Origin of the sequence: Salipiger sp. D13 (assembly GCF_003703915.1) — a bacterium.
GTDB classification, from domain to species: Bacteria; Pseudomonadota; Alphaproteobacteria; order Rhodobacterales; family Rhodobacteraceae; genus Salipiger; species Salipiger profundus.
Map to the genome: position 1 here is coordinate 14,113 of NZ_RAPJ01000019.1, position 23,006 is coordinate 37,118.

The 23,006-nt window shown below is 68.6% G+C and carries 19 protein-coding genes and 1 tRNA gene; 5 read left to right on the forward strand and 15 right to left on the reverse strand.

Annotated features, from left to right (window positions below):
- Window positions 1-529: 529 nt before the first annotated feature.
- Genes arsB through D6860_RS21465 form a run of 4 tightly spaced genes read right to left on the reverse strand, consistent with a single transcriptional unit; the run spans window position 530 to window position 4,633 of the window.
- On the reverse strand, window positions 530-1,546 hold the full coding sequence (gene arsB / locus D6860_RS21450) for an ACR3 family arsenite efflux transporter (protein WP_076623339.1): 1,017 nt from the start codon (window positions 1,544-1,546) through the stop codon (window positions 530-532).
- Window positions 1,543-2,808, reverse strand: a complete 1,266-nt coding sequence (gene arsJ, locus D6860_RS21455; protein WP_017468236.1) for an organoarsenical effux MFS transporter ArsJ — start codon at window positions 2,806-2,808, stop codon at window positions 1,543-1,545. Before arsJ ends, arsB begins: the two co-directional genes overlap by 4 nt.
- Window positions 2,805-3,803 (reverse strand): ArsJ-associated glyceraldehyde-3-phosphate dehydrogenase, encoded by a 999-nt coding sequence (locus D6860_RS21460; RefSeq protein WP_076623340.1) that lies wholly within the window; start codon window positions 3,801-3,803, stop codon window positions 2,805-2,807. Before D6860_RS21460 ends, arsJ begins: the two co-directional genes overlap by 4 nt.
- Window positions 3,800-4,633, reverse strand: a complete 834-nt coding sequence (locus tag D6860_RS21465) for an arsenate reductase/protein-tyrosine-phosphatase family protein (RefSeq protein ID WP_076623341.1) — start codon at window positions 4,631-4,633, stop codon at window positions 3,800-3,802. The genes D6860_RS21460 and D6860_RS21465 overlap by 4 nt, the downstream gene beginning before the upstream one ends.
- 219 nt (window positions 4,634-4,852) lie before the next feature.
- On the opposite strand from D6860_RS21465, the gene D6860_RS21470 reads away from it, so the two are divergent.
- From D6860_RS21470 to D6860_RS21480, 3 genes are read left to right on the forward strand one after another with little or no spacing between them, the layout of a single operon-like run.
- The gene (locus D6860_RS21470) at window positions 4,853-6,925 is read left to right on the forward strand and encodes a TonB-dependent siderophore receptor (protein WP_076623342.1); all 2,073 of its coding nucleotides are present in this window, start codon (window positions 4,853-4,855) and stop codon (window positions 6,923-6,925) included.
- Entirely contained in the window at window positions 6,925-8,145 is a 1,221-nt protein-coding gene (locus D6860_RS21475) for an MFS transporter (RefSeq protein ID WP_076623343.1), read from the forward strand. Before D6860_RS21470 ends, D6860_RS21475 begins: the two co-directional genes overlap by 1 nt.
- Window positions 8,138-9,178 (forward strand): siderophore-interacting protein, encoded by a 1,041-nt coding sequence (locus tag D6860_RS21480; RefSeq protein ID WP_076623344.1) that lies wholly within the window; start codon window positions 8,138-8,140, stop codon window positions 9,176-9,178. The genes D6860_RS21475 and D6860_RS21480 overlap by 8 nt, the downstream gene beginning before the upstream one ends.
- Window positions 9,179-9,574: 396 nt before the next feature.
- On the opposite strand, the gene D6860_RS21485 is transcribed toward D6860_RS21480, so the two are convergent.
- Together D6860_RS21485 and D6860_RS21490 are read right to left on the reverse strand one after the other, a co-directional pair.
- Window positions 9,575-9,650 (reverse strand) — tRNA-Ala (locus D6860_RS21485).
- Window positions 9,651-9,749: 99 nt separating this feature from the next.
- Window positions 9,750-10,070 (reverse strand): TIGR02300 family protein, encoded by a 321-nt coding sequence (locus D6860_RS21490; protein WP_076623345.1) that lies wholly within the window; start codon window positions 10,068-10,070, stop codon window positions 9,750-9,752.
- Window positions 10,071-10,176: 106 nt separating this feature from the next.
- On the opposite strand from D6860_RS21490, the gene D6860_RS21495 reads away from it, so the two are divergent.
- A complete protein-coding gene (locus D6860_RS21495) occupies window positions 10,177-10,869 on the forward strand; it encodes a M48 family metallopeptidase (protein ID WP_076623346.1) in 693 nt (230 codons plus the stop codon).
- A 33-nt stretch (window positions 10,870-10,902) separates the two neighbouring features.
- Window positions 10,903-11,553 (forward strand): GntR family transcriptional regulator, encoded by a 651-nt coding sequence (locus D6860_RS21500; RefSeq protein WP_076623347.1) that lies wholly within the window; start codon window positions 10,903-10,905, stop codon window positions 11,551-11,553.
- 2 nt (window positions 11,554-11,555) lie between these two features.
- On the opposite strand, the gene D6860_RS21505 is transcribed toward D6860_RS21500, so the two are convergent.
- The 9 genes from D6860_RS21505 to D6860_RS21545 form a co-directional block, all read right to left on the reverse strand.
- Window positions 11,556-12,788: an efflux RND transporter periplasmic adaptor subunit gene (locus D6860_RS21505; RefSeq protein ID WP_076623348.1), complete on the reverse strand. Its 1,233-nt coding sequence runs from the start codon at window positions 12,786-12,788 to the stop codon at window positions 11,556-11,558.
- A 4-nt stretch (window positions 12,789-12,792) separates the two neighbouring features.
- Window positions 12,793-15,156 carry an ABC transporter permease gene (locus tag D6860_RS21510; protein WP_076623349.1) on the reverse strand — a complete coding sequence of 788 codons (2,364 nt, stop codon included), beginning with the start codon at window positions 15,154-15,156 and terminating at the stop codon, window positions 12,793-12,795.
- A complete protein-coding gene (locus D6860_RS21515; protein ID WP_076623350.1) occupies window positions 15,150-15,857 on the reverse strand; it encodes an ABC transporter ATP-binding protein in 708 nt (235 codons plus the stop codon). The genes D6860_RS21510 and D6860_RS21515 overlap by 7 nt, the downstream gene beginning before the upstream one ends.
- A gap of 60 nt (window positions 15,858-15,917) precedes the next feature.
- Window positions 15,918-16,139, reverse strand: coding sequence for a formate dehydrogenase subunit delta (locus D6860_RS21520; RefSeq protein ID WP_076625338.1), 222 nt, complete (start codon window positions 16,137-16,139; stop codon window positions 15,918-15,920).
- Window positions 16,129-16,956: a formate dehydrogenase accessory sulfurtransferase FdhD gene (fdhD, locus tag D6860_RS21525; protein ID WP_076623351.1), complete on the reverse strand. Its 828-nt coding sequence runs from the start codon at window positions 16,954-16,956 to the stop codon at window positions 16,129-16,131. Before fdhD ends, D6860_RS21520 begins: the two co-directional genes overlap by 11 nt.
- Complete coding sequence (fdhF, locus tag D6860_RS21530) at window positions 16,953-19,874, reverse strand: formate dehydrogenase subunit alpha (RefSeq protein ID WP_076623352.1); 2,922 nt, start codon at window positions 19,872-19,874, stop codon at window positions 16,953-16,955. The genes fdhD and fdhF overlap by 4 nt, the downstream gene beginning before the upstream one ends.
- Window positions 19,875-19,970: 96 nt before the next feature.
- Window positions 19,971-21,491, reverse strand: coding sequence for a formate dehydrogenase beta subunit (locus D6860_RS21535; RefSeq protein ID WP_076623353.1), 1,521 nt, complete (start codon window positions 21,489-21,491; stop codon window positions 19,971-19,973).
- On the reverse strand, window positions 21,488-21,955 hold the full coding sequence (locus tag D6860_RS21540) for a formate dehydrogenase subunit gamma (RefSeq protein WP_076623354.1): 468 nt from the start codon (window positions 21,953-21,955) through the stop codon (window positions 21,488-21,490). The genes D6860_RS21535 and D6860_RS21540 overlap by 4 nt, the downstream gene beginning before the upstream one ends.
- Before the next feature lie 93 nt (window positions 21,956-22,048).
- The gene (locus D6860_RS21545; protein ID WP_076623355.1) at window positions 22,049-22,939 is read right to left on the reverse strand and encodes a LysR family transcriptional regulator; all 891 of its coding nucleotides are present in this window, start codon (window positions 22,937-22,939) and stop codon (window positions 22,049-22,051) included.
- Between the last annotated feature and the right edge of the window lie 67 nt (window positions 22,940-23,006).

Here is a 23,006-nt window from a genome sequence, read left to right on the forward strand (position 1 = left end):
TCGATCGCTGCTGTCTAGCAGGACCGGTGGAGCGAAGCGGTTCCCTGGTCTGCATGACACGCGCCTTGCTGAATCCTGAGGGTAGCGGCTGGCTCCTCTTCCTGCAGCGCGTTCCATGTGGCATTGATCGCGACGAACGTTCCTGCCGCCAGCGAACGTCTACCCCATTGGTCTTGGGCCCAGATAGTGAACAGTGCGGCGTCGTCGGGAAGGATGGGTTTGTGCATGCGCCTGCGGAACGTATGAAGAGCATCTGGGTATTCGGTAACAGGTCAGAGACCAGCTCTGACGTCGGTGTTGGCGTTGTCTTGTGGAAGCAGTGCAGGAGGTTCGGAAGTGGGGTATGCTCTTTGGTTCAGCGAACCTGCGAGAGCCGGATTTATCTGCACAAATCGTGAACGTGCCTGCGTAGGGGTTGCTCTTTCGCGCAGCTTTGCTTGCCCTGCGCGGGGTGCCAGTCCCTCCTAAGGGGCAGGTTGCAGGTTCGAATCCTGCCGGGATCGCCAGCCTCCGCTCCGAGCTGGACGCGTCAGGGGGGTCCCGGGAACCGCGCGCGGGTGCGGTTGGCGAAGGCGACAAGCGAAAGCATGACTGGCACTTCCACCAGCACGCCGACGACCGTCGCGAGCGCCGCGCCCGAGTTCAGGCCGAAGAGGCTGATCGCCACCGCGACGGCCAGTTCGAAGAAGTTCGACGTGCCGATCATCGCGCAGGGGGCGGCGATGCGGTGCGGCACGCGCAGCGCCCAGGCTGCGCCGTAGGCCAGCGCGAAGATGCCGTAGCTCTGGATCAGGATCGGCACGGCGATCAGCGCGATGACCATGGGTCGGGCGAGGATCACGTCGCCCTGTAGCCCGAAGAGAATCGCCACGGTGGCCACGAGGCCGATCATCGACAGCGGCTTGATCCGCGCCGAGAAGGCCTCGATCGCGGCGTCGTTGCCAAGCGCGCGCCGGGTGAGCAGCCCGGCCCCGAGCGGCAGCGCCACGTAGAGCACGGTGGCCAGCACCAGCGTCTCCCACGGCACGGCGATGTCGGTCACGCCAAGCAGCAGGGCGACGATCGGGGCGAAGGCCACCACCATGATGAGATCGTTCACCGAAACCTGCACCAGTGTGTAGGTGGCGTCTCCACGGGTGAGCTGCGACCAGACGAAAACCATCGCGGTGCAGGGTGCCGCGCCCAGCAGGATGAGGCCGGCGGTGTATTGCGCGGCGTCCTCGGGCGAGATCAGCGGCGCGAAGACATGCTGGAAGAACAGCACTGCCAGCAGTGCCATGGTGAATGGCTTCACCAGCCAGTTGACCACCAGCGTCACCAGCAGCCCCTTGGGCTGGCGGGCGACCCCGGCCACCGCGCCGAAGTCGACGTTGACCATCATCGGGTAGACCATCGCCCAGATCAGCACCGCGACGACGAGGTTGATCGAGGCCACCTCGAGCCCGGCGATGGCCTGCATCAGGCCGGGTCCCATGGTGCCGATGGCGATACCCGAGACCATCGCGAGCGCGACCCAGAGGCTCAGAAGGCGTTCGAAGGTGCTCATGTGGCAATCTCCCCTGTGTCGGTGGTGAGGCGGCCCGAGGTCAGCGCCGCCACGCCGACCATCGCCGAGGCGGTGCCCAGCACGAGGGGCAGGCCGCCGAGCTGGTAGGTGAGCCCCGACAGCAGCGTGCCCATCAGGCGACCGCCGGCGTTGGCCATGTAGTAGAAACCCACGTCCATCGTGACCCGCTCGGAGCGGGTGAAGGCCAGGATCAGGTAGGAGTGCAGTGACGAGTTCACCGCGAAGATCGCGCCGAAGACCAGCAGCCCCGCCACCAGCGTTGCGGTCAGCCAGGGCTCGGGTCCGGGGGCGAACAGTACGGCCAGGGTGAGCGCGGCAGGGATGACGAAGAGCGCACCCGCCCAGCCTCGGGCGGCGTGGATCAGCGCGCTCTCGGGGCGGGTCGCCGCGCGCAGGATCCGGGGCGCGCCGGCCTGCACCATGCCGTAGAGGATGATCCAGACCGCCATGAAGGTGCCGATCAGGAAGAAGGCGGCGCGGTTGCCCGTCTCGCTGCCGTCCGACAGCACGGCGTAGAAGTAGATCGGGATGCCGACGACGAACCAGACGTCGCGCGCGCCGAACAGGAAGACCCGCGCCAGCGACAGCCAGTTCACGTTCGGCGACTTCGAGAAGACTTCGGAGAATTTCGCGCCCTTGCGCCCCCGGGGCAGCCCCGAGGGCATGAAGAGCGCAACGGCGAGAAGGATCGCGGCAAGCACCGCTGCCATCGCGAGCACCGCCCAGCTGAAGCCGAGCGTGCCGAGCAGCAGCGCCCCGAGCAGGAAGCCAAAGCCCTTCACCGCGTTCTTCGAGCCGGTCAGCACCGCGACCCAGCGGAACAGCCCGCCGTGACCGGTGGGCGCCAGCAGCTTCACCGCCGATTTCGAGGACATCTTGGCAAGGTCCTTGGCGACGCCGCTTGCGCCCTGCACGCACATCACGAAGGCCACCGAGGCGCCAACCGCCCAGGAGGGATCGAGCTGCGCCAGCGCCAGCAGCGCCACCACCTGCAGCCCGAGCCCTGCGTAGAGTGTCGAGGTCAGCCCGAAGCGCGCGGCGATCCATCCGGCGGCGAGGTTGGTGACCATGCCGGCGATCTCGTAGAGGACGAAGAGATAGGCCAGCTGCACCGGCGAGAAGCCGAGCGTGTGGAAGTGCAGCAGCACCAGCATCCGCAGCGCGCCGTCGGTCAGCATGAAGGCCCAGTAGGCGGCGGTTACGGCGATATAGGCCGAGAGACCCTCGGGGCGGTGGGTCAAAGCGCGGCTCCGACCATCAGCGCCACGTCCACCAGCCGATTGGCGTAGCCGAACTCGTTGTCATACCACGCGTAGACCTTCACCTGCGTGCCGTCCACGACCATGGTCGAGGGCGCGTCGATGATCGAGGAGCGGGCGTCGTTGGTGTAATCCGTCGATACCAGCGGCCGGGTCTCGTAACCGAGGATGCCGGCGAGCGGGCCGTTGGCGGCGGCCTCGAAGGCGGCGTTGACCTCTTCGGCGGTGGTTTCGCGGGCGACCTCGAACACGCAGTCGGTGAGCGAGGCGTTGAGCAGCGGGACCCGCACGGCGTGACCGTTGAGTCGCCCCGCGAGCTCGGGGTAGATCAGGGTGATCGCAGTGGCCGAGCCGGTCGTCGTCGGGATCAGCGAGTTCAGCGCCGAGCGGGCGCGGCGCAGGTCCTTGGCGGGCCGGTCGACGATGGTCTGCGTGTTGGTCACGTCGTGGATCGTGGTGATCGCGCCGTGACGGATGCCGAAGGTCTCGTGGATCACCTTGACCACCGGCGCGAGGCAGTTGGTCGTGCAGGACGCGGCGGTGACGATGTCATGTGCGGCGGGGTCGTAGGTGCCGTCGTTGACACCGTAGACGATGTTGGCCGTCGGACCGTCCTTGACCGGTGCCGAGACCACCACCTTCTTCACGCCCGCCGCGAAGTAGGGTGCCAGTGCCGCCTCGGTCTTGAAGACGCCGGTGCAGTCGATGACCACGTCGACGCCCTCGAGCGGCAGTGCCCCGATGTCGCGTGTGCCGACGAAGGGCAGGCGGGTGCCGTCGATGGTGACGCTGTCCCTGTCATGCGCGAAATCCGCCTGCCAACGACCGTGCACCGTGTCGAACTCCAGCAGGTGGGCGTGCATCTCCGGGTCGCCCACGGCGTCGTTGATCCACGCGATCTCGGCGCCGCGGTCGAGCAGCGGTTTCAGCGCGAGCTTTCCGATGCGGCCAAGGCCGTTGAGCGCGTAGGTGGTCATGCAAGTGCCTCCGGGGTGGTGCGTCCGATCTCGTCGACCGCGGATTGCAGCGCGATGCGGTCGAGGCTTTCCACCGGCAGTGCGACGAAGGCCTCGATCCGGCGCCTGAGCGCGCCATAGGCATGCTGGAAGGCAAGCGCCTTCTCGGCGTCGGTGCCCTCGGCCTTCACCGGGTCAGGCATGCCCCAGTGGCCGCTGACGGGCTGGCCCTCCCAGGCCGGGCAGTCCTCGTTGGCCGCCTGGTTGCAGACGGTGAACACGAAGTCGAGCCCGGGCGCTTCGGGGCCGGAGAATTCCGAGACGTTCTTGGCCCGCAGCGCCGAGATGTCGTGGCCCTTGTCCTGCAGCACCTTCAGCGCGAAGGGGTTCAGCTCGGAGGAGGGGCGGGTGCCGGCGGAGTGCACGTTGAACCGGTCTCCGGCAATGTCGCGCAGGATGGACTCGGCAAAGATCGACCGTGCGGAATTGCCGGTGCAGATGAAGAGGACGTTGAACTTGCGATCAGGCATGGGGGCAGGTCCTGTGCTGAGAGGCATGCAGAGCTCGGGGCGGCCACGGCAGCAATCGGTGAGCAGGTGGCTGAACATCCGTTGCACGTTGGCCATGTCGATGGCGTAGAGAAGCGAGGTTCCCGCGCGCTCCTGTCCGACCAGCCCGGCCCGCTGAAGCGCCGCAAGATAGGTGGACATGGTGCTTGCCTTGATGTCCAGCGTCGCCGCAAGCTCGCCGGCCGGCACGTGGTCGGGATACCGGCGCATGAGCAGGCGGAACAGCGCGAGGCGCTGCGGGTGGCCCAGGGTGGCCAGCTGGTCAGGAATCTCTTTTTCCATATTTCATGTATTTTTGAAATAATCGTCCGGCGCAAGTGAATGTTCTGTAACAGCCCGGCCGGGAGCACCGGCCTGGCCGGGCTTTTTCTCTCACGAGTGCCGCATGAGGCGGCATCGGAATGCGACTTTTCAGGGCGCTCGCAAAACCTGACAAAATTAGTTTGATTCTGTTTCGGCGCTGTGAAAGAAGCGAAGCGGGACAGTTAAGGAGACATTGAAATGCATGTATCGCGTTTGGCCATGGCCATCGCGCTCGGCAGCGCTGTGCCTGCGGGCGCGCAACAGGCTGACGGGCTGGCTCTGGGCACACTTGTCCTGGAGGCGGAAAGCGACACGACCCTGCTTCAGGACGGCTACGTCGCCGAAGCCGGCCGGGATGCCACGAAGGTCGACACGCCCATCGCCGACATCCCGCAGGCGATCAGCACCATCACCCAGGATCAGGCCGAGGACCAGCAGCCGCGCACGCTGCTCGAGTCGCTGAGCTACTCCTCGGGTGCGAGCGTGACGAACTTCGCCTTCGACACGCGCTATGACGCGATCTACCTGCGCGGTTTCCCGGCCTATTACACCGGCCTGTTCCGGGACGGGCTGCGGCAGGTCAACGGGCCCTCGGCGTGGTATCGCAACGAGCCCTACACCTTCGAGGGCGTCTCCGTGATGAAGGGGCCGGCGTCCTCGCTCTACGGTGTGAGCGGCCCCGGCGGGATCGTCAACATCGTCTCGAAACGACCGAAGGAAGAGCAGTTCCGCGAGCTGAAGCTCACCACCGGCACCGACGACCGGGCAGAACTGGCCTTTGACTTCACCGGACCGCTCGACGACGACGGTCGGCTGCAATACCGGCTCACGGGCCTGCTACGCGATGCAGATACGCCGCTCGACGGCTACAAGGACGACAAGACGCTGATCGCGCCGGCGCTGAGCTGGCAGATGACGGACCGCACCCGCGTCACCTTCCTCGGGGAATATTCCAAGTCCACCGTGGGCGGCACGGCCTCCTACTACAACCCGAGCTACGGCGAGGCGTCCGAGATCTACAACGGCGATCCGGACTACAACGATTTCGACCAGGAGCAGTACCGCCTCGGCTACGAGATCGAACACGAGCTCACCGACACGATCACCCTGCGCCAGAACCTGCGCTATTCCGAGATCGACGCCGATCTCGAATACAGCGGCTTCTATGATGGCGGGTCCGCCGGGCTGCTGCGCTACTGGGGGCACTACCTCGAGGACATGGAGGTTCTTGCCGTCGACACGATGGCCGAGGCGGTCTTTGCCACCGGCGCGGTGGATCACACGCTTGTTGCGGGGATCGACTATTCGCATTCCGACTACGACGCCTACTCGGTCGTGGGATACGGGTCGGCGGCCGAGACCGACGCGATGGACGTGCCCTATTCCGATGGCCAGGAAACCGACCAGCTTGGGGTCTACCTGCATGACCAGATGGTGGCGGGGCCGTGGACGGTGTTCCTCAGCGGCCGCTACGACTGGGTCGACATCACCTCGCGCGCGGCCTCCGGCGACGAGACCGACACCTCGGACGAGGCCTTCTCGGGCCGTATCGGTGCCTCCTACCGGATCAACCCGCAGCTCAGCGTCTTCGCAAACCTGTCGAGCTCGTTCTCGCCGAACGTCGGCGTGGTCTATGACGACGTGACCTCGGACGAGAGCCGTCCGGCCGAACCGACGCGTGCCCTGCAGAAGGAGATCGGCGTCAAGTACGAGGTTCCCGGCACCGAAAGCCTGATCACCGCGTCGCTCTTCGACATCGCCCAGGAAGACGGGGTTGTGTTCGACACCTCGACCGGCATCAACAAGCAGCGCCAGCTCGACCTGCGCTCGCGCGGGGTCGAGATCGAGGGGCAGTTCAACTTCGCGCACGGCCTGCGGGTCGTCGGCTCCTACACCTATCTCGACATGGAGATCGAGGAGGGCGCGGCGGGCACCGATGGCAACACGCTGTCGGCCACACCCAACCATACGGCCTCGCTCTGGGGCTTCTGGGAGCCGCAGACCGGCCCGCTCGAAGGCTTCGGCTTCGGCGGCGGCCTGCGCTACGTCGGCGAAAGCTGGGGCGACGACACGAACACGTTCGAGAACGACGCCTACGTGTTCACCGATCTCGCCATGTCCTACGACTTCGGACAGCAGGGCTTTGACGGGGTGCAGCTCCAGGTCAACGTCAAGAACGTCTTCGACGAAACCGGACAGACCTGCAGCGCCGGCTACTGCTACCGTTACGAAGGCCGCACGGCGACGGCCAGCGTGCGCTACCGCTTCTGATGACGGAGCGGCGCCAGACCCTCGGCACCGTCGGCGCGATCGGCGGTGTCTACGTCGCCCAGAGCGTCCTGGGCGGCGTGACCTGGACCGGGCTTCCCGGCGTCCTGCGGTCGCAGGAGCTTCCGCTCGACCGGATCGGGCTGGTGTCGCTGCTGGTGCTGCCCTGGGCGCTCAAGTTCCTCTGGGCGCCCGCGGTCGAACGCTTCCGGCTGCCGGCGATGGGGCGTGACCGGTCGGGGGCCATCGTGCTGCTGGGCGTGGCGGTTGTGATCGCCATGCTCGTCGTCGCGGGCCTTGTCGGGCCGTCGCCGGTGCTGCCGGTCCTGGCGGTGCTGATGGTTGCCGCCTTCGCCACGGCGACGGTGGATATCGCCTGCGACGGCTACGTGGTCGCCGCGCTCTCGGGCACGCGCTACGGCTGGGGCAACGCCGCGCAGGTGGGCGGTGCCTATCTGGGCTCCGCCATCGGCGGCGGGGTCTTCCTGATCCTCGTCGACCATGCCGGCTGGACGGTCGGGACATGGGCAATGGCCGCGACCATTCTCGCCATCTGCCTGCCCTTCGTCTTTGTCGCGAGCCGTGCGACCCCGGCGCGGCGCAGCCACGTGCCGCGACTTCGCAGCGCGCTTGCCCGCCCCGAGGTTCGGCGCGGCCTCGTCATCGCGGCGCTCTACGTGGTGGCGCAGAAGACCGCCATGGGGCTATTCGGCCCGTTCTTCATAGATGCCGGCTACGATCTGGGCGCGCTCGGCCTGCTGAGCGGGCTCGGCAGTCTGACGCTCGGCCTGGTGGGGGCGCTGGGCGGCGGCGCGCTGGTGCGACGCTTCTCGGCACGGCCGGTGCTCGTTGGGGCGGTGATCGCGCAGGCCCTGCTGCTGCTCGTGGTCGCCCTTTCAGCCGGAGCCGTCTGGCTGCAACCCGCCACCGTCGCCCCGGTGGCGATGGTCCTGAGCGCGGCGGTCATGGCGCTCGGGTTCGTGGCGCTCTACGGCCAGTTCATGTCCTGGTCCGATCCGCGCCAGGGCGGGGTCGACTTCACCCTGTTCCAATGCATGGACGCCGGGGTGAGCATGGTGGCCGGGCTTTCGGCCGGGGTCGTCGCCGAGCATCTCGGCTACGCGGCATTTTTCGGCATCTCCTGTGGCCTCTCACTGGCCGTTCTCCCCGCGATCTGGCGCGCAACCGCCAGACATTCCACGACGGAGGCTTCGCTTGCCTGAACTCAAGACCTCTACCCCGATTGACAGCGCAGCCTTCGCGCCGCTTCGCCAGGCCGCGCTAGAGCAGGCGCAGTCCTTCGATCTGCCCGTGCTTCACGATGATGCCTCGGGCGTTTCGGTGCAGAGCGTCTACGGACGCATGACCCTGCGCGTCGACCGTCGGGGCGCCTGCGCCGCCGAGATCATCGCGGAGCGGGCAGATTTCCTGCAGACGCTGAAGGACAGTCTCGTCGGTCAGCTCGACGCGGCCTGCCCGGGGGCCGCGCGTGCCCTGCGCTGGTCCGACGGTGCAGGAGAGGGGGCGCTGCCGGCAAATGCCCGCCTGATGACCGTGCACGATGTGTCCGACCTCGGCTGCGGCTTTCTCCGGGTGACGCTTTCCGGCGACGTCTCGCGCTTTTCCGAAGATTCGATCCATTTTCGGCTCGGCCTGCCGCCCTCCGGCGCGCATCGCCCGGTCTGGCCACAGGTTGGAGCGAACGGGGCAACGGTCTGGCCGAAAGGCGAGCAGGCCCTGCACCTGCCGGTCTACACCGCCCGCAAAGTCAGCAAGGACACAGGGCTGCTCGAGATCGACATCTTCAAGCACGAGGGAGGGCGCGCGACCGAATGGGCGTCCTCGGCCGGCCCCGGCGAGGAGGTTGTTGCCGTCGGCCCCGGCGGAGGCGGCTCGACGGTGACAGGGCCGATCGACGGTTATGCCGACGACACGGCGTTTCCGGCCGTCGCCCGCATCCTCGAAGACAACCCAGACCTTTCCGGTAAAATTCGCCTGTATCCGAGCGGGCCGGAGAGCCGGGACTATGCATTCCCGGCGCATCCCGGGGTTGCGATGGAGATGCACGCCCCGTCGCGCCGGGAGGCCATGGCCGAAGACGCCTGTGCCGGGATGGAGGCAGGCGACGACATGTTCCTCTGGTTCGCGGGCGAACGCAGGCAGGCGGACAGCGTGCGCAAGGCCTGGAAACAGCGCGGCGGCGATACGGGGCGCGCTTACGTGGCGGCCTACTGGCAGGACAACAGGCCTCTTTAGAAGGGCTTTGCTTCTTGCTGGCGCCGGAAGCTCTCGAATCGATCGGCGCGATGCCCGGCTGTCCCGGGCCGTCCTGCCGAGATGCCTCAAGGTGGGAAGTGCCGTCCACCCGTGCCGGGCCGCGGCGGTGACCTCCGCACGCTGTGCGATGTCGATTGGTGGGAGCTCGGTGATCGCGTATCCCGGCGCGGAATGGGTCCCACCCATGACTGCGCTGGCCGCTTACCGGCCATCCTCGGGTTTGACATGGGATAAGGGCGGCGAGGCCCTCAGTGCACCAATGGCTTGGGCCGCGGCAGCACGAGATTTGTAAGGGAAAACAGCACCCGCCTGCGCTGTAGAAGCAAATCCTCTGACGAAGAGGGCAGAGCTATCTGGTGCTTTTCATTGGAGTAATGGTGGAGCCTAGGGGGATCGAACCCCTGACCTCTTGCATGCCATGCAAGCGCTCTCCCAGCTGAGCTAAGGCCCCATCATGTTGCCGTCTCCGGCGTCGTGCGGCGTGATCTACGCAAAGCCGCGGGCGGGTTCAAGAGGAAATTTCACCGCCCGCGACAGAAATTCCGAGAGCTCAGCTCTCGTCGTCCTCGTTCGAGACATCGGCGATCTCGTCGAGCGAAACGTTGTCGTCGTCATCGTCCTCGAGGACATCGTCATCTTCGAGATCGACGTCGACGTCGTCTTCCAGAACTTCCGATTCCTCGGTGTCCTCTTTCGAGGCCTTGCGCTTCGCGCCGTCGGCCGCGTCCGCGACGAGCATCGCGCGCTTGCCGGTGTCCAGCTCCAGAACCTCGCCCGTGTAGGGGCTGACGATCGGATCCTTGTTCAGGTCATAAAAGCGCTTGCCCGTCGTCGGGCAGACGCGCTTCGTACCCCATTCTTCCTTGGGCATGGGTGATCCCCTTCCGCTTGTCCGGTCATGTCGACAATCCGCGCCCTCTGCCATATCACGGGCACGCTGTCAAAGGCATAAGTCATCTTGGTTCGAGGCTGAGGATATGGGGCAGATCACGCTTCCTGGCAACCCGCCGATCGCGGTCGTGCTGCGCCGCTCGGCGCAAGCGCGGCGGCTGTCGCTGCGGCTCAGCCAGATCGACGGGCGGGTCACGCTGACCATGCCGCGCCGGCTGCCCGAGCGCGAGGCCCTGGGCTTCCTGCGCGAAAAGGAGGCCTGGCTGCGCGGCCACCTCGAGGCGCGCGGTGCCGATGTGGCGGTGGGGCTTGGTGCGGTGCTGCCTGTCGAGGGCGTGGCGCGGCTGCTGAAACCCGGGCAGGGGCGTGCGGTGACGCTTGGTACGGACGCGATCGAGGTGCCGGGCGCGGCCGAGCGCGTGCCGGCGCGGGTGCAGGGCTGGCTGCGCACGCTGGCCCGCGACCGGCTGGCAGAGGCCTCGGACCGCCATGCCGCGGCGCTCGGGCGGCCCTATACCAAGCTCACGCTGCGGGACACGCGGTCGCGCTGGGGGTCCTGCACCGCCGACGGCGCGCTGATGTATTCCTGGCGGCTGGTGCTCGCCCCGCCCGAGGTGCTCGACTACGTCGCGGCCCACGAGGTGGCGCACCTGGCCGAGATGAACCACAGCGGCGCCTTCTGGGCGGTGGTGGAACGGCTCTACGGCGACTGGCGCCCGGCCCGGAACTGGCTGCGCGACGAAGGCGGCGGGCTGCACCGCTACCGTTTCTCGGATTGACAGGCTCGTGATTTGTGATCACATCAGCGCACCATGAGCGCCGCTGTCCGTCCCGTCGAAATCGTCTCCTCTGCCCATGACCGTGTCTACCGCGGTCTGCGCAGCCGAATCATGCTGGGCCAGATCGCCCCGGGCGAGGCGCTGACGCTGCGCGGCATCGGCAAGGAGTTCGAGGTCTCGATGACCCCGGCGCGGGAAGCCGTGCGCCGGCTGGTCGCCGAGGGCGCGCTCAGCATGTCGTCTTCGGGGCGGGTGCAGACCCCCGAGCTGTCGAACGAACGGATCGAGGAGCTGGCCGCGCTGCGGGCGCTGATCGAGGTCGAGCTGGCCTCGCGGGCGCTGCCGCGCGCGCACATGGCGCTGATCGACCGGCTCCAGACCATCAACGGCACGATTGCCGAGGTCGTCCGGAACCGCGACGCGGTGGGCTACATCCGCTCGAACCTCGAGTTCCACCGCACGCTCTATCTGCGGGCACAGGCCCCGGCGATGCTGGCGATGGCAGAGACCGTCTGGCTTCAGCTCGGCCCTACGATGCGTGCGCTTTACGGGCGGCTGCGACGCTCGGAAGCGCCGCAGTTCCACCGCCTGATGATCGCCGCGCTCAAGGCCGGCGACGAGCCCGGCCTGCGGCTGGCGGTGCGCTCGGACGTGACGCAGGGCCTGCGGATGCTCACCAGCTGAGCCTAGTCGGAGGTGCGCGGCGCGATGCGTGCCCCGTCCATCATGTCAGCGGCGGGGTAGAGCACGACCGTATCGCCGTCGGAGAGCCCCGAGCGCACCTCTGCCGCCGTGTCGTTGCCCGGCCCGAGCGTCACCGGCACCTGCACCGCGCGGCCGCCCTCGACCCGGAAGGCGGCCCAGCCCTCGGCATTGCGGAACAGCGCGCTCTGCGGCACCCGGAGCGCCTCGGCGTTCTCCCAGGTGACGATGCGCACCACGACCCTGTAGCCGTGCCCCAGCGCGGCGCGGGCCTCGGCGTCTCCGACGAAGCGCACGGTCACGCCGACGCGCTGCTCCTCGACCCCGAGCGCCGAGGTCTTGGTCACGCCGAGCGGCGCGATGCGGGTCACTTCGCCGGCAAGCGGGGTGGCGCCGCCCCAGTCGTCGATGATGACGCGATCCCCCAGCCCGACCTGCACCGCGTCCGACGAGATCAGTTCGACCGTCACTTCGAGGTCGCCTGCGATGTCGCCGATCTCGAGCACGGCAGCGCCGGCGGGCAGGATCGTCTCGGACTGTTGCAGCACCCGCAGGATACGCCCCGAGACGGGCGCGACCAGCGCGATGTCCGAGGCGGCATTGCCGGCCACGGCAGCGGCCAGCCCGAGGTCGTCGAAACTGATGAGCTGGGCGCGGGCGTTGGCGAGCTCGGCCTCGCGCATCGACACGGCGGCCTTGGCGGTCTCGAGCCGTGCGGTGGCGGCGCGCGTCTCGGATCGGGCGCGGTCGAGCGCCGCCGTGCTGATCGTGCCGCGCGCGGCAAGCGTCTGGCTGCGGTCGTATTCCGAGGCGGCAAGCTCGGCGTCCGCGTCTGCTGCGTTCACCTCGGCCTCGGCGACCTTGAGCGCGGCCTGCGCGGCGGCGACCGCGGCGGTGGCCTGCTCGCGGGTGCGGATGTCGAGCGCGTCGGGGTTGGTGGGGCGCATGTGGGCGACGGGGCGCCCCTGTTCGACCGCGTCGCCGGCGATGGCCTGCACCCGCAGCAGCCGCCCGGCCACCGGGGTCGAGACGACGTAGACGTCGTGCACGCGGGTGCGGCCCTCTTCGTCGATGGTGACCGTCAGCGGGCCGCGCGTCACCGTGCCGAGATCGACCAGCACCGGGCGCGGCCAGAACGCGGCCAGCAGGGCGCTGCCCAGCAGCAGCGCGAGCAGGCTCCAGAGGATCAGGCGGGTGCGGTTGCGCGGGTTTGCCATGGCATCAGTCCACTGTCTTGAGCGCCGTGACCAGGTCGGCCCGGTCGACGTCGCGTTTGACCAGCAATCCCGACACCACCGCCCCGCCGATCACCACCAGCGCCGCAGCGCCGAAGGTGGCGGGGTGGAAGACGACCGGGATCGTGTAGAGGTCGGAGGAATAGGCGGTTGCGAGCAGGTAGGCGAAGGCCGCCCCGAGCCCGGCGCCGAGCGGCAGCGCCAGCAGCGTGACGAGCCCGAGCTCGCCGAGCAGCACGTAGGCGGCCTCGCCACGCGAGAAGCCGATGACCCGCAGCGAGGCAAGGTCGCGGCTGCGTTCGGCCAGCGCGATGCGCGCGGCGTTGTAGACGATGCCGAAGGTGATGACGAAGGCCACCGCCGACATCACGAAGCGCGACCAGCCCGCGCCCTCGTTCATGATCCGCTCGAAGGAGTCCCGCGCCTCCTGCTTGAGGGTGACGCCCGCGACCGTCGGCAGCCCCTTGAGCCAGGCATAGACCTCGGCAGCCTCTGCCTCGTCGATCAGCAGCGCCGCGCCCGAGACGCGGCCCGGTTCGCCCAGCACGCGGTTGAGCCCGGCAAGCGACATGTAGGCCGGGGCGCCCAGCAGGGTTTCCGAGATCGCCAGGACCGGCAGCGACAGCACCGGCTGCGCGCCTTCGCGGACGTCCACGGTCATCCGCTCGCCGACCTCGAGCTTCAGCTTCGAGGCCAGCGCCCGGGACAGCACCAGCCCCTCGCCGCGCATGGCGATGGGGTGCAGGTCCGGGGTGAGCGCCCGGAACAGCTCGGGGCCCTCGGGTAGCGCGGTTATGCTGCCCCGGTGGCTCTGCAGCCCGTTGCGGAGGATCACCGGCACGTCGCGCCGCCCCTCGACCCGGGTGATGCCGGGATGCCGGGCCAGCTCGAAGAGCGTCTTGTCGGACACCGCGTGGGTGAAGCTCACCGTGGCCTCGGAGCGGTCCATCACGTCGAAGCTGAGCGCGATGGCCTGCGCGAAACCGGCGTGGATGGTGATCATGCCGACCGACAGCGCCATGCCGCAGGTGATGCCCACGACGGCGCCGGCCATGCGGAACGGTGTGCGGGTGAAGCGCCGCAGAACCATGCGCGTGGGCTGGTCGAAGAGCCGCATCAGCCCACGCCAGCGCCCGGAGCCCGAGTAATCCGGCGGGGTGGGCGGGCGCATGGCCTCGGCGGGCGCGAGCGCGAAGATCCGCCGCAGCACGATGGCGCCGCCCGCCGTCGCCGCCAGCACGCTGACCGCGATGCCGGTGGCAAAGGCCGCGGGCTCCAGCCGGAACACGAGGAAGGGGAACTTGAAGAACTGCAGGTAGAGCTGGACCATCGCCCGCCCCGCGGCGATCCCGGCAAGGCAGCCCAGTAGCGCGCCCAGCAGCGCTATGGCCAGCACCAGCTTCAGGTAGTGCGCGCCGATCTCGGCCGAGCGGTAGCCGAAGGCCTTGAGCAGGCCGATCTCCTCGCGTTCGGCCTGGACCATTCGGGCGATCACGATGTTCAGCAGGAACGCCGCGACCGCCATGAAGATCGGCGGGATGGCGCGGGCGGTATCGCGCAGCCCGTCGATCTCTTCCGAGACGAAACGGTTCGAGAACATGTCCTCGCGGCCGTAGGCGCCGGTCGAGCCGTAGGGTGCGAGCGCCCTGTCGACCGCGTCGAGCACCGCCTCTTCCCGCGCGCCGCGCGCGAAGCCGATCAGCGCCTGGTTGAAGGCCCCCTCCATGTCGTAGGCCGCGGCCATGGTCTCGGGCGACAGCCACAGCACGCCGAAGCGACTGTCGTCGGGGACCATCTCGCCGGGGGCGGCGGAATAGAGGAACTCCGGCGCCCGGGCGAGGCCGACGATGCGGAACACCCGCCGCGCGCCGTTCATGGTGGCGGGCAGCCGGTCGCCCGGCCGCAGGCCATGTGCGATGGCGAAACTGTCGAGCAGCACCGCCTCGTCGGTGTGTCCGCGCTCGAACAGCCGCCCGGCCTCGAGGCGGATGGCGTTGAGCCGCGGAGTTCCGTCGTAGGGCAGCGACAAGGCCTGCGCCTGAAGCGGCACGGCCCGGTCGGGCAGGTCGATCAGCGCGGCGCCGCTGGTGCGGCCCTCGACCGAGCCCACGCCGGGCAGGGCCGCCAGCCGGTGCAGCACGTTGTCGGGGGCACGTTCCACCGGGGCGATCGCGTCGGCCAGCCGGTAGCGTTCGTAGTAGCCGCGCCGGGTCTCGTCGAGCGACGAGACGAGCCCCGACATCATCACCTGCATCATCACACCGAGCCCCATCACCACGGCGATGGCGAGCCCCTGTCCCTTCATGTGCCACAGGTCGCGGGCGAGTTTGCGGTCGAGGGGGCTCACCATTCGATCTCCCGCGCGGGGCGCTTCCCGGGGTTGCGGTCGACCGTGCGGATGGCGCCGTCTGCGAAGCGGATCACCCGGTCGGCCATGGCGGCGGTGGCGGCGGCGTGGGTCACGATCAGCACGGTGGTGCCGAGCGTCTCGTTGAGATGCTGGAGAACGCCCAGCACCTCGCGGCCGGTGGTGCTGTCGAGCGCCCCGGTGGGCTCGTCGCAGAGCAGCACGTCGGGCTGCTTGGCGACCGCGCGGGCGATGGCGACGCGCTGCTGCTCGCCGCCCGACAGCTGGCTGGGGAAATGCCCGCGCCGTTTCTCGAGGCCGACCAGCTCGAGCGCCTCGGAGGGGGTCATCGGGTCGCGGGCGATCTCGGTGACCAGCTCGACGTTCTCCTCGGCGGTGAGCGAGGGCATGAGGTTGTAGAACTGGAAGATGAAGCCGAGGTGGTCGCGCCGGTAGCGCGTGAGCTGCCGGTCGGTCATCGCCGTGAGCTCGGCATCGCGGAACCACGCGCGACCGGAACTCGGCCGGTCGAGCCCGCCGAGGATGTTCAGCAGCGTCGACTTGCCGCTGCCCGAGGGCCCGAGCAGCACCACGATCTCGCCCGTGGGCAACGACAGATCGACCCCGCGCAGCGCATGAACTGCCGAGGCGCCTTCGCCGTAGGTGCGTGTGAGCCCTTCGGCCCGGTAGGCGGGTGTCGCCATGGATGATCCCTCCATGGCGGCAACTTTACTGCCTTTCGCGGGTCCGCGACTTGCGCCGGATCAAGCCTCGGCGGCGGGGGCGCGGATCCTGCCGGCGGCGTCGATCACCAGCGGGTGCAGCCCCTTGCCGCCGTCCTCGATGTAGGACAGCAGCTGCGCCCGCATGCGGGGCTCCCAGAAGTCGTTGATGTGAATCGCGACGCCCTCGCTCCCGTCGCCGGGCTGGCTGGCGAAGAAGGTGGCGATCTGGTTCGCCATGGTGACCATCTTTTCAGGCGACATGCGCATCTCCATCGACGATCCGCTCGGGCGCGGCGTAAAGATCGAACCCGCCGGAGCGGGCGAAGGCGGCCAGCGTGAGCCGCGCCTCCTCGGCCATCCGCAGCGCCAGCGCGGTCGGCGCGGACACGGCGATGAGGATCGGGCAGCGGGCCATGACGGTCTTCTGGACCATGTCCACCGACACCCGGCTGGTGAGCACGAAGGCCCCCTCGGCAGGGTTCACGTCCTGCCGGACCAGGGCCCCGATCAGCTTGTCGAGCGCGTTGTGACGGCCGACATCCTCGCGGGCCATGACGATGCCGCGCCCGGGCAGCAGGAAGCCCGCCGCGTGCACCGCCCGGGTCTGGTCGTGCAGCGGCTGGTGCGCGCGCAGCGCGTCGGTCGCACGGGCAACCTCGGCCCGTTCGAGGACGGGGCCGCCCTCCGGCAGCGCGTCGAGCGGACGCAGTGCCTGGTCGAGGCTGTCGATACCGCACAGCCCGCAGCCGGTCGGGCCCATCATGTTGCGCTGCCGCTCCCTGAGGGCGGCGGCACGATCCTCGCGCAGCCAGAACCGGGCCTCAATGCCGCGCTCATGCGTCACGGCCTCGAATTCCTCGACCTCGGAGGGGTGGGAAATCAGCCCCTCGCTGAGCGCGAAGCCGTGGGCGAAATCGGCGATGTCCGCCGGTGTCGCCATCATCACCGCCTGGGTGCTGCCGTTGAAGGTGAGCGCGACGGGCACTTCCTCGGGGAGCGAGCGCACCACCGAGCGCGTGCCCTCGCGGTGCATCGCCACGCCGGGCCGGCTGAGGCTGCGCGCCCGCACCGCCATCATTCCGCCGCCGGCAGGATGCGGCGGGAGCGCGCGGCCTGCGCGGCGTAATCCTCCTGCCAGTCCGTCGGCCCGTTGCTCGGCGAGACCTGCACCGCCGTCACCTTGTATTCCGGGCAGTTCGTCGCCCAGTCCGAGAAGTCGGTGGTGACCACGTTGGCCTGCGTGTCGGGGTGGTGGAAGGTGGTGTAGACCACGCCGGGGCTCACCCGGTCGGTGATCTTCACCCGCAGCGTCGTCTCGCCCGAGCGGCTGGCCAGCCGCACCCAGTCGCCGTCGCGCAGGCCGCGGTTCTCGGCATCATGCGGGTGCACCTCGAGCAGGTCGGCCTCGTGCCAGACGCTGTTGGCGGTGCGCCTCGTCTGCGCACCGACGTTGTATTGCGACAGGATGCGCCCGGTGGTCAGCAGCAGCGGGAAGCGCGGGCCGGTCTTCTCGTCGGTGGCGACATACTCGGTCACGATGAACCGCCCCTTGCCGCGCACGAAGCCGTCGACATGCATCATCGGCGTGCCCTCGGGGTGGTCCTCGTTGCAGGGCCACTGGACCGAGCCCTTCTCCTCGAGCAGGCCATAGCTCACCCCGGCAAAGCTCGGCGTGGTCGCCGCGATCTCGGCCATGATCTGCGCCGGATCGGTGTAACTCCACCCCGCGCCCATCGCGTTTGCCAGCAACTGCGTCACCTCCCAATCCTCGTAGCCGTTCTTCGGGGCCATCACCTTGCGGACCCTGTTGATACGACGCTCGGCGTTGGTGAAGGTTCCGTTCTTCTCGAGGAAGGACGAGCCGGGCAGGAAGACATGCGCGTAGTTGGCCGTCTCGTTGAGGAACAGGTCGTGCACGATCACGCAGTCCATCGCGCGCAGGCCGGCGGCCACGTGATGCGTGTCCGGGTCCGACTGCAGGATGTCCTCGCCCTGGCAGTAGAGCCCCTTGAAGCTGCCCTCGACGGCGGCATCGAGCATGTTCGGGATGCGCAGCCCCGGCTCTGGGTCGATCTCCACGCCCCAGGCATCCTCGAAGACCTTGCGGACCTCGGGCAGCTTCACGTGCCGGTAGCCCGGCAGCTCGTGCGGGAAAGAGCCCATGTCGCAGGAGCCCTGCACGTTGTTCTGCCCCCGCAGCGGGTTCACGCCCACGCCCTCGCGGCCGATGTTGCCGGTCATCATGGCAAGGTTGGCAAGCGCCATCACCGTGGTCGAGCCCTGGCTGTGCTCGGTCACGCCCAGCCCGTAGTAGATCGCCCCGTTGCCGCCGGTCGCAAAGAGCCGCGCGGCGGCGCGCAGCTCGGCCGCGTTGACGCCGGTCAGCAGGGCGGTGCTCTCGGGGGCGTGGCGCCGGTCCGAGACGAACTCGGCAAAGGCCTGGAACTCGTCCCAGTCGCAACGCTCGCGGATGAAGGCCTCGTCGTAGAGCCCCTCGGTCACGATCACATGCGCCAGCGCGGTCACGACGGCGACGTTGGTGCCCGGGGTCAGCGGCAGGTGATGCGCCGCCTCGATGTGTGCCGATTTCACCAGGTCGATGCGACGCGGGTCGATGACGATGAGCTTCGCGCCCTGCCGCAGCCGTTTCTTCAGTCGCGAGGCGAACACCGGGTGCCCGTCGGTCGGGTTGGCGCCGATGACCACTGCCACGTCGACCTTCTCGACGCTGTCGAAATCCTGCGTGCCCGCCGAGGTGCCGAAAGTCTGCCCCAGACCGTAACCGGTGGGCGAATGGCACACCCGCGCGCAGGTGTCGGTGTTGTTGTTGCGGAACACCGCCCGCGTCAGCTTCTGCACGAGGTAGGTTTCCTCGTTGGTGCAGCGGCTTGAGGTGATCACACCGACGCTGCGCCGTCCGTGCGTCTCCTGGATGCGCTTCAGCCGCCCGGCCGCGAAGTCCAGCGCCTCGTCCCAGCTCACCTCGCGCCACGGCTCGTCGATGCTGTCGCGGATCATCGGGTTCAGGATGCGGTCCGGATGCTCGGCGTAGCCGTAGGCAAAGCGCCCCTTCACGCAGCTGTGGCCCCGGTTCGCCTTGCCGTGCTTCCACGGCGTCATGCGCACCAGCTGGTCGCCGTTGAGCTCGGCCTTGAACGAGCATCCGACCCCGCAATAGGCGCAGGTCGTCACCACCTCGCGATCGGGCGTGCCCAGTTCGGCCACGCTCTTCTCCTGCAGGGTGGCGGTGGGGCAGGCCTGCACGCAGGCGCCGCAGCTCACGCAGTCCGAGGCCAGGAAGTCGTCGCCGGAAGCCCCGGCCGAGACCCGGCTCTCGAAGCCGCGGCCCTGAATCGTCAACGCAAAGGTGCCCTGAACCTCCTCGCAGGCGCGCACGCAGCGCGAGCAGACGATGCACTTCGACGGATCGTAGGTGAAATAGGGGTTGCTCTCGTCCTTCGGCATGTAGCGCGGGTTGGCCTCGCCCTCGGGCATCCGCAGCCGCGCCTCCGCCTGCGACCGGGCGCCGGTGCCCGACGGGTCGTAGTGGTTCTCGCCGGGCGTGTAGCGCACGTCGCGCAGGCCGACCATGCCCGCCATGTCCTGCAGCTCGCAGTCGCCGTTCGCCGCGCAGGTCAGGCAATCCAGCGGATGGTCCGAGACGTAGAGCTCCATCACCCCCTTGCGGATCTTCTTCACCTTCGAGGACTGGGTGTGCACCTTCATCCCCTCGTGCACCGGCGTGGTGCAGGAGGCCGGCGTGCCGCGCCGCCCCTCGATCTCCACGACGCAGAGCCGGCACGAGCCGAACGCGTCGAGGCTGTCGGTCGCGCAGAGCTTCGGGACGGTGATCCCGGCCTCAGCCGCCGCCCGCATCACCGAGGTGCCGGCAGGCACCGTCACCCGGATGCCGTCGATGGTCAGGTGAACCGGCTTGCCCGATGCCGCGGGCGTGCCCTTGTCCCGGTCGTCCCAGGGAATGATGAAGTCCTTCATCTCAACTCCTCCCGCATCTTCTTCGGTTCGCAAATACCTCGGGGGTTCGGGGGCTGGCCCCCGACCGGTCGCCTCGCGCCAGCAAGGCGAAGCCGCTCATTCCGCGGCGTCCTGCACCGCCCCGAACTCCTCGGGGAACAGTGTCAGCGCCGACATGACGGGGTAGGGCGTGAAGCCGCCGAGCGCGCAGAGCGAGCCGTCCTGCATGGTCTCGCAGAGATCGGTCAGCAGCGGGATCGCCGCCGCGTCGCCCGCCGCGATCCGGTCCAGCGTCTCGACGCCGCGCACCGCGCCGATCCGGCAGGGCGTGCACTTGCCGCAGCTCTCCACCGCGCAGAATTCCATCGCGAAGCGCGCCATGCCGAGCATGTCCGCCGTGTCGTCGAAGACCACCAGCCCGGCGTGGCCGATCAGCCCCCCGGCGCCGTCGAATTCCTCGTAGCCGAAGGGGGTGTCGAACTGCCCCGGTCCCATGTAGGCACCGAGGGGGCCGCCAACCTGCACCGCCTTCACCGGCCGCCCCGAGGCGGTGCCGCCGCCGAGATCCTCGACGATCTGCCCCAGCGGCATGCCGAAGGCGGTCTCGAACAGCCCGCCGTGTTTCACGTTCCCGGCGATCTGCAGCGGGATCGTGCCCTTCGACCGGCCGAGCCCGAAGTTGGCGTAGTGCTCGGCGCCCTTCTCGAAGATCACCGGCACGGTGGCGAGCGAGATCACGTTGTTGACCACCGTGGGCTTGCCGAAGGCGCCCTCGAGCGCCGGCAGCGGCGGCTTGGCGCGCACCACGCCGCGCTTGCCCTCGAGCGAGTTCAGCAGCGAGGTCTCCTCGCCGCAGACGTAGGCCCCTGCGCCCACGCGCACCTCCATGTCGAAGCCGCGCCCCGAGCCCAGAACGTCAGGCCCCAGAACGCCTGCCCGCCGGGCCAGCTCGATGGCGCGGGTCATCACCGCGATGGCGTCGGGATACTCCGAGCGCAGATAGACATAGCCCTGCGTTGCGCCGACACCGAGGCCGGCGATCGCCATGCCCTCGATCAGGCAGAAGGGGTCGCCCTCCATGATCATCCGGTCGGCAAAGGTGCCGCTGTCGCCTTCGTCGGCGTTGCAGACGATGTATTTCCGGTCGGCATGGGCCAGCCGCACCGTGTCCCACTTGATGCCGGTCGGGAACCCCGCACCGCCGCGCCCGCGCAGGCCCGAGTACTTGACCTCGTCGATGATCTGCTCGCCGCTCATGGCGATCGCCCGGCGCAGCCCCGCGAGTCCGCCGTGCGCCTCGTAGTCGGCAAGCGACAGCGGGTCGATCACGCCGCAGCGGGCAAAGGTCAGCCGCGTCTGGCGCTTCATCCAGTCAAGCGCGTCGACCGGGCCGAGCGCCTTTTCGTGGCCTTCCTCGAAGAGCGCGCCCACGTCGCCGGGGGTCATCGGGCCGAAGCCGATGCGGCCGGCCTCGGTCTCGACCTCGACCAGCGGCTCGAGCCAGATCATGCCACGGGTGCCGTTGCGGGCGATCTCGATCTCGACCCCGCGCCGTTCGGCCTCGGCACGGATCGCGGTGACGACCTCTTCGGCGCCAAGCGCCTTTGCGGCGCTGTCCATGGGAACCCAGATCTTCACGCCACGCCCTCCAGCTCGGTCGAGAGCCGTGCGGCGTCGGCGCGGCCGATGAGCCGTCCGTTGATCATCGCGGCAGGGGCGCAGGCGCAGAGCCCGAGGCAATAGACCGGCTCGACGGTCACGCGGCCGTCCGGCGTGGTGCCGCCCCAGTCCAGCCCGAGCTGGTCCAGCACCGCCTGCGACAGGGCATTCGCACCCATCGACTGGCAGGCCTCGGCCCGGCAGATCCTAAGCACGTGGCGCCCGGCCGGCGCCTTGCGGAAATCGTGGTAGAAGGACATCACGCCGTGCACCTCGGCGGTGGTCAGGTTCAGGCTGCTGGCGATCAGCGGCAGCGCCTCTTCGGGGACGTGATCATAGGCCGCCTGGATGGCGTGCAGGATGGGCAACAGGGGCCCCTCGCGATGCGTTTCCGCGTCGATGAGCGCCTGGATGTCGTCGGCCGTCGGGTGCGAGTGGCGCATGCGGGCTTCTCCTCCCTTGAAGTTGCCCGTTTGTGCCAGATCGGCGATTGCTCATTCAATATCGTTGTTCCGTCAATTGATAGGAATATCCTATCAAGAGAGCGGGCGCGTCAGCCCCTCCGCCTCGCCGAGAAGCGCTTGCAGAACGGGGGTATAGGGCTCCTGGTGCGGGGCGATGAGGCCCACAGCCGGCGCCGCGCCGCGTTCCGCCAGCGGCACGACGGCCAGCGGCTTTCCCTCGCACAGGAAGCGGGCCAGGTCGGTGGGCAGGATCGTCACCCAGTCGCCGTGCAGGACATTGGACACCAGCACCACGGTCGAACTCGATTCGATCAGCGCCGTGGGGGCCACCCCGGCCTCCATGAACTGGCGGTTTATGATCCGCCGGTTCTGCATGTCCGGGGTCAGCAGGCAGAGCCGCGCGTCGCCGAGCGCATCCCAGCTGAGCGGGCCGCCCTGCGCCAGTGGATGCTCGGGGCGACAGACCAGCGTGTAGGCTTCGCGGTAGAGCGGGCGCGTGGTGACCCTGCCGAGCGGCTCGTTGTCGAGATACGAGATGCCGGCGTCGATCTCGAGGTCGTCGAGCATCGACAGAATCTCCGCGGACGCGCGCGAGAGCACCGTGAAGCTGACATTCGGATGCCGGGCGGTGAAGCCGGTGACCAGTCGCGAGGCCCATGTCAGCGCAGTGGGGATCACCGCCAGCCGCAGGTGACCGGCAAGCCCCTCGCGCGAGGCGCGCATCTCCTCGCGCAGGCGGCGCGTGTCACCAACGATCTGCCGGGCCCTTATCAGGGCCCTCTGGCCCTCGGGCGTGAGCCCCCCAAACCGAGACCCGCGACTGACGAGCTTTACTCCAAGTTGTTCTTCAAGCTGCCGAATCCCGGCCGAAAGGCTGGGCTGGGTGATGCCGAGACTCTCGGCCGCGCGCCCGAAATGGCGCTCGCGTGCCAGCGCGATGAGCATCTCAAGCTTGGCGATCATGGGAGGCACCGAAAAAAATCATGGAAAATCGATAGCAGGACTCGCGCGCGTATAACAATAAGAGCGG

Coding starts and splice junctions, on each gene's coding strand:
- D6860_RS21495 (WP_076623346.1), top strand. CDS start 10,177: ATGGGGCAGATCACGCTTCCTGGCAACCCGCCGATCGCGGTCGTGCTG.
- fdhF (WP_076623352.1), bottom strand. CDS start 19,874: ATGAAGGACTTCATCATTCCCTGGGACGACCGGGACAAGGGCACGCCC.
- D6860_RS21465 (WP_076623341.1), bottom strand. CDS start 4,633: ATGGAAAAAGAGATTCCTGACCAGCTGGCCACCCTGGGCCACCCGCAG.
- D6860_RS21470 (WP_076623342.1), top strand. CDS start 4,853: ATGCATGTATCGCGTTTGGCCATGGCCATCGCGCTCGGCAGCGCTGTG.
- D6860_RS21515 (WP_076623350.1), bottom strand. CDS start 15,857: ATGGCGACACCCGCCTACCGGGCCGAAGGGCTCACACGCACCTACGGC.
- D6860_RS21475 (WP_076623343.1), top strand. CDS start 6,925: ATGACGGAGCGGCGCCAGACCCTCGGCACCGTCGGCGCGATCGGCGGT.
- D6860_RS21545 (WP_076623355.1), bottom strand. CDS start 22,939: ATGATCGCCAAGCTTGAGATGCTCATCGCGCTGGCACGCGAGCGCCAT.
- D6860_RS21510 (WP_076623349.1), bottom strand. CDS start 15,156: ATGGTGAGCCCCCTCGACCGCAAACTCGCCCGCGACCTGTGGCACATG.
- D6860_RS21540 (WP_076623354.1), bottom strand. CDS start 21,955: ATGCGCCACTCGCACCCGACGGCCGACGACATCCAGGCGCTCATCGAC.
- D6860_RS21505 (WP_076623348.1), bottom strand. CDS start 12,788: ATGGCAAACCCGCGCAACCGCACCCGCCTGATCCTCTGGAGCCTGCTC.
- D6860_RS21520 (WP_076625338.1), bottom strand. CDS start 16,139: ATGTCGCCTGAAAAGATGGTCACCATGGCGAACCAGATCGCCACCTTC.
- D6860_RS21460 (WP_076623340.1), bottom strand. CDS start 3,803: ATGACCACCTACGCGCTCAACGGCCTTGGCCGCATCGGAAAGCTCGCG.
- D6860_RS21490 (WP_076623345.1), bottom strand. CDS start 10,070: ATGCCCAAGGAAGAATGGGGTACGAAGCGCGTCTGCCCGACGACGGGC.
- D6860_RS21500 (WP_076623347.1), top strand. CDS start 10,903: ATGAGCGCCGCTGTCCGTCCCGTCGAAATCGTCTCCTCTGCCCATGAC.
- arsB (WP_076623339.1), bottom strand. CDS start 1,546: ATGAGCACCTTCGAACGCCTTCTGAGCCTCTGGGTCGCGCTCGCGATG.
- fdhD (WP_076623351.1), bottom strand. CDS start 16,956: ATGATGGCGGTGCGGGCGCGCAGCCTCAGCCGGCCCGGCGTGGCGATG.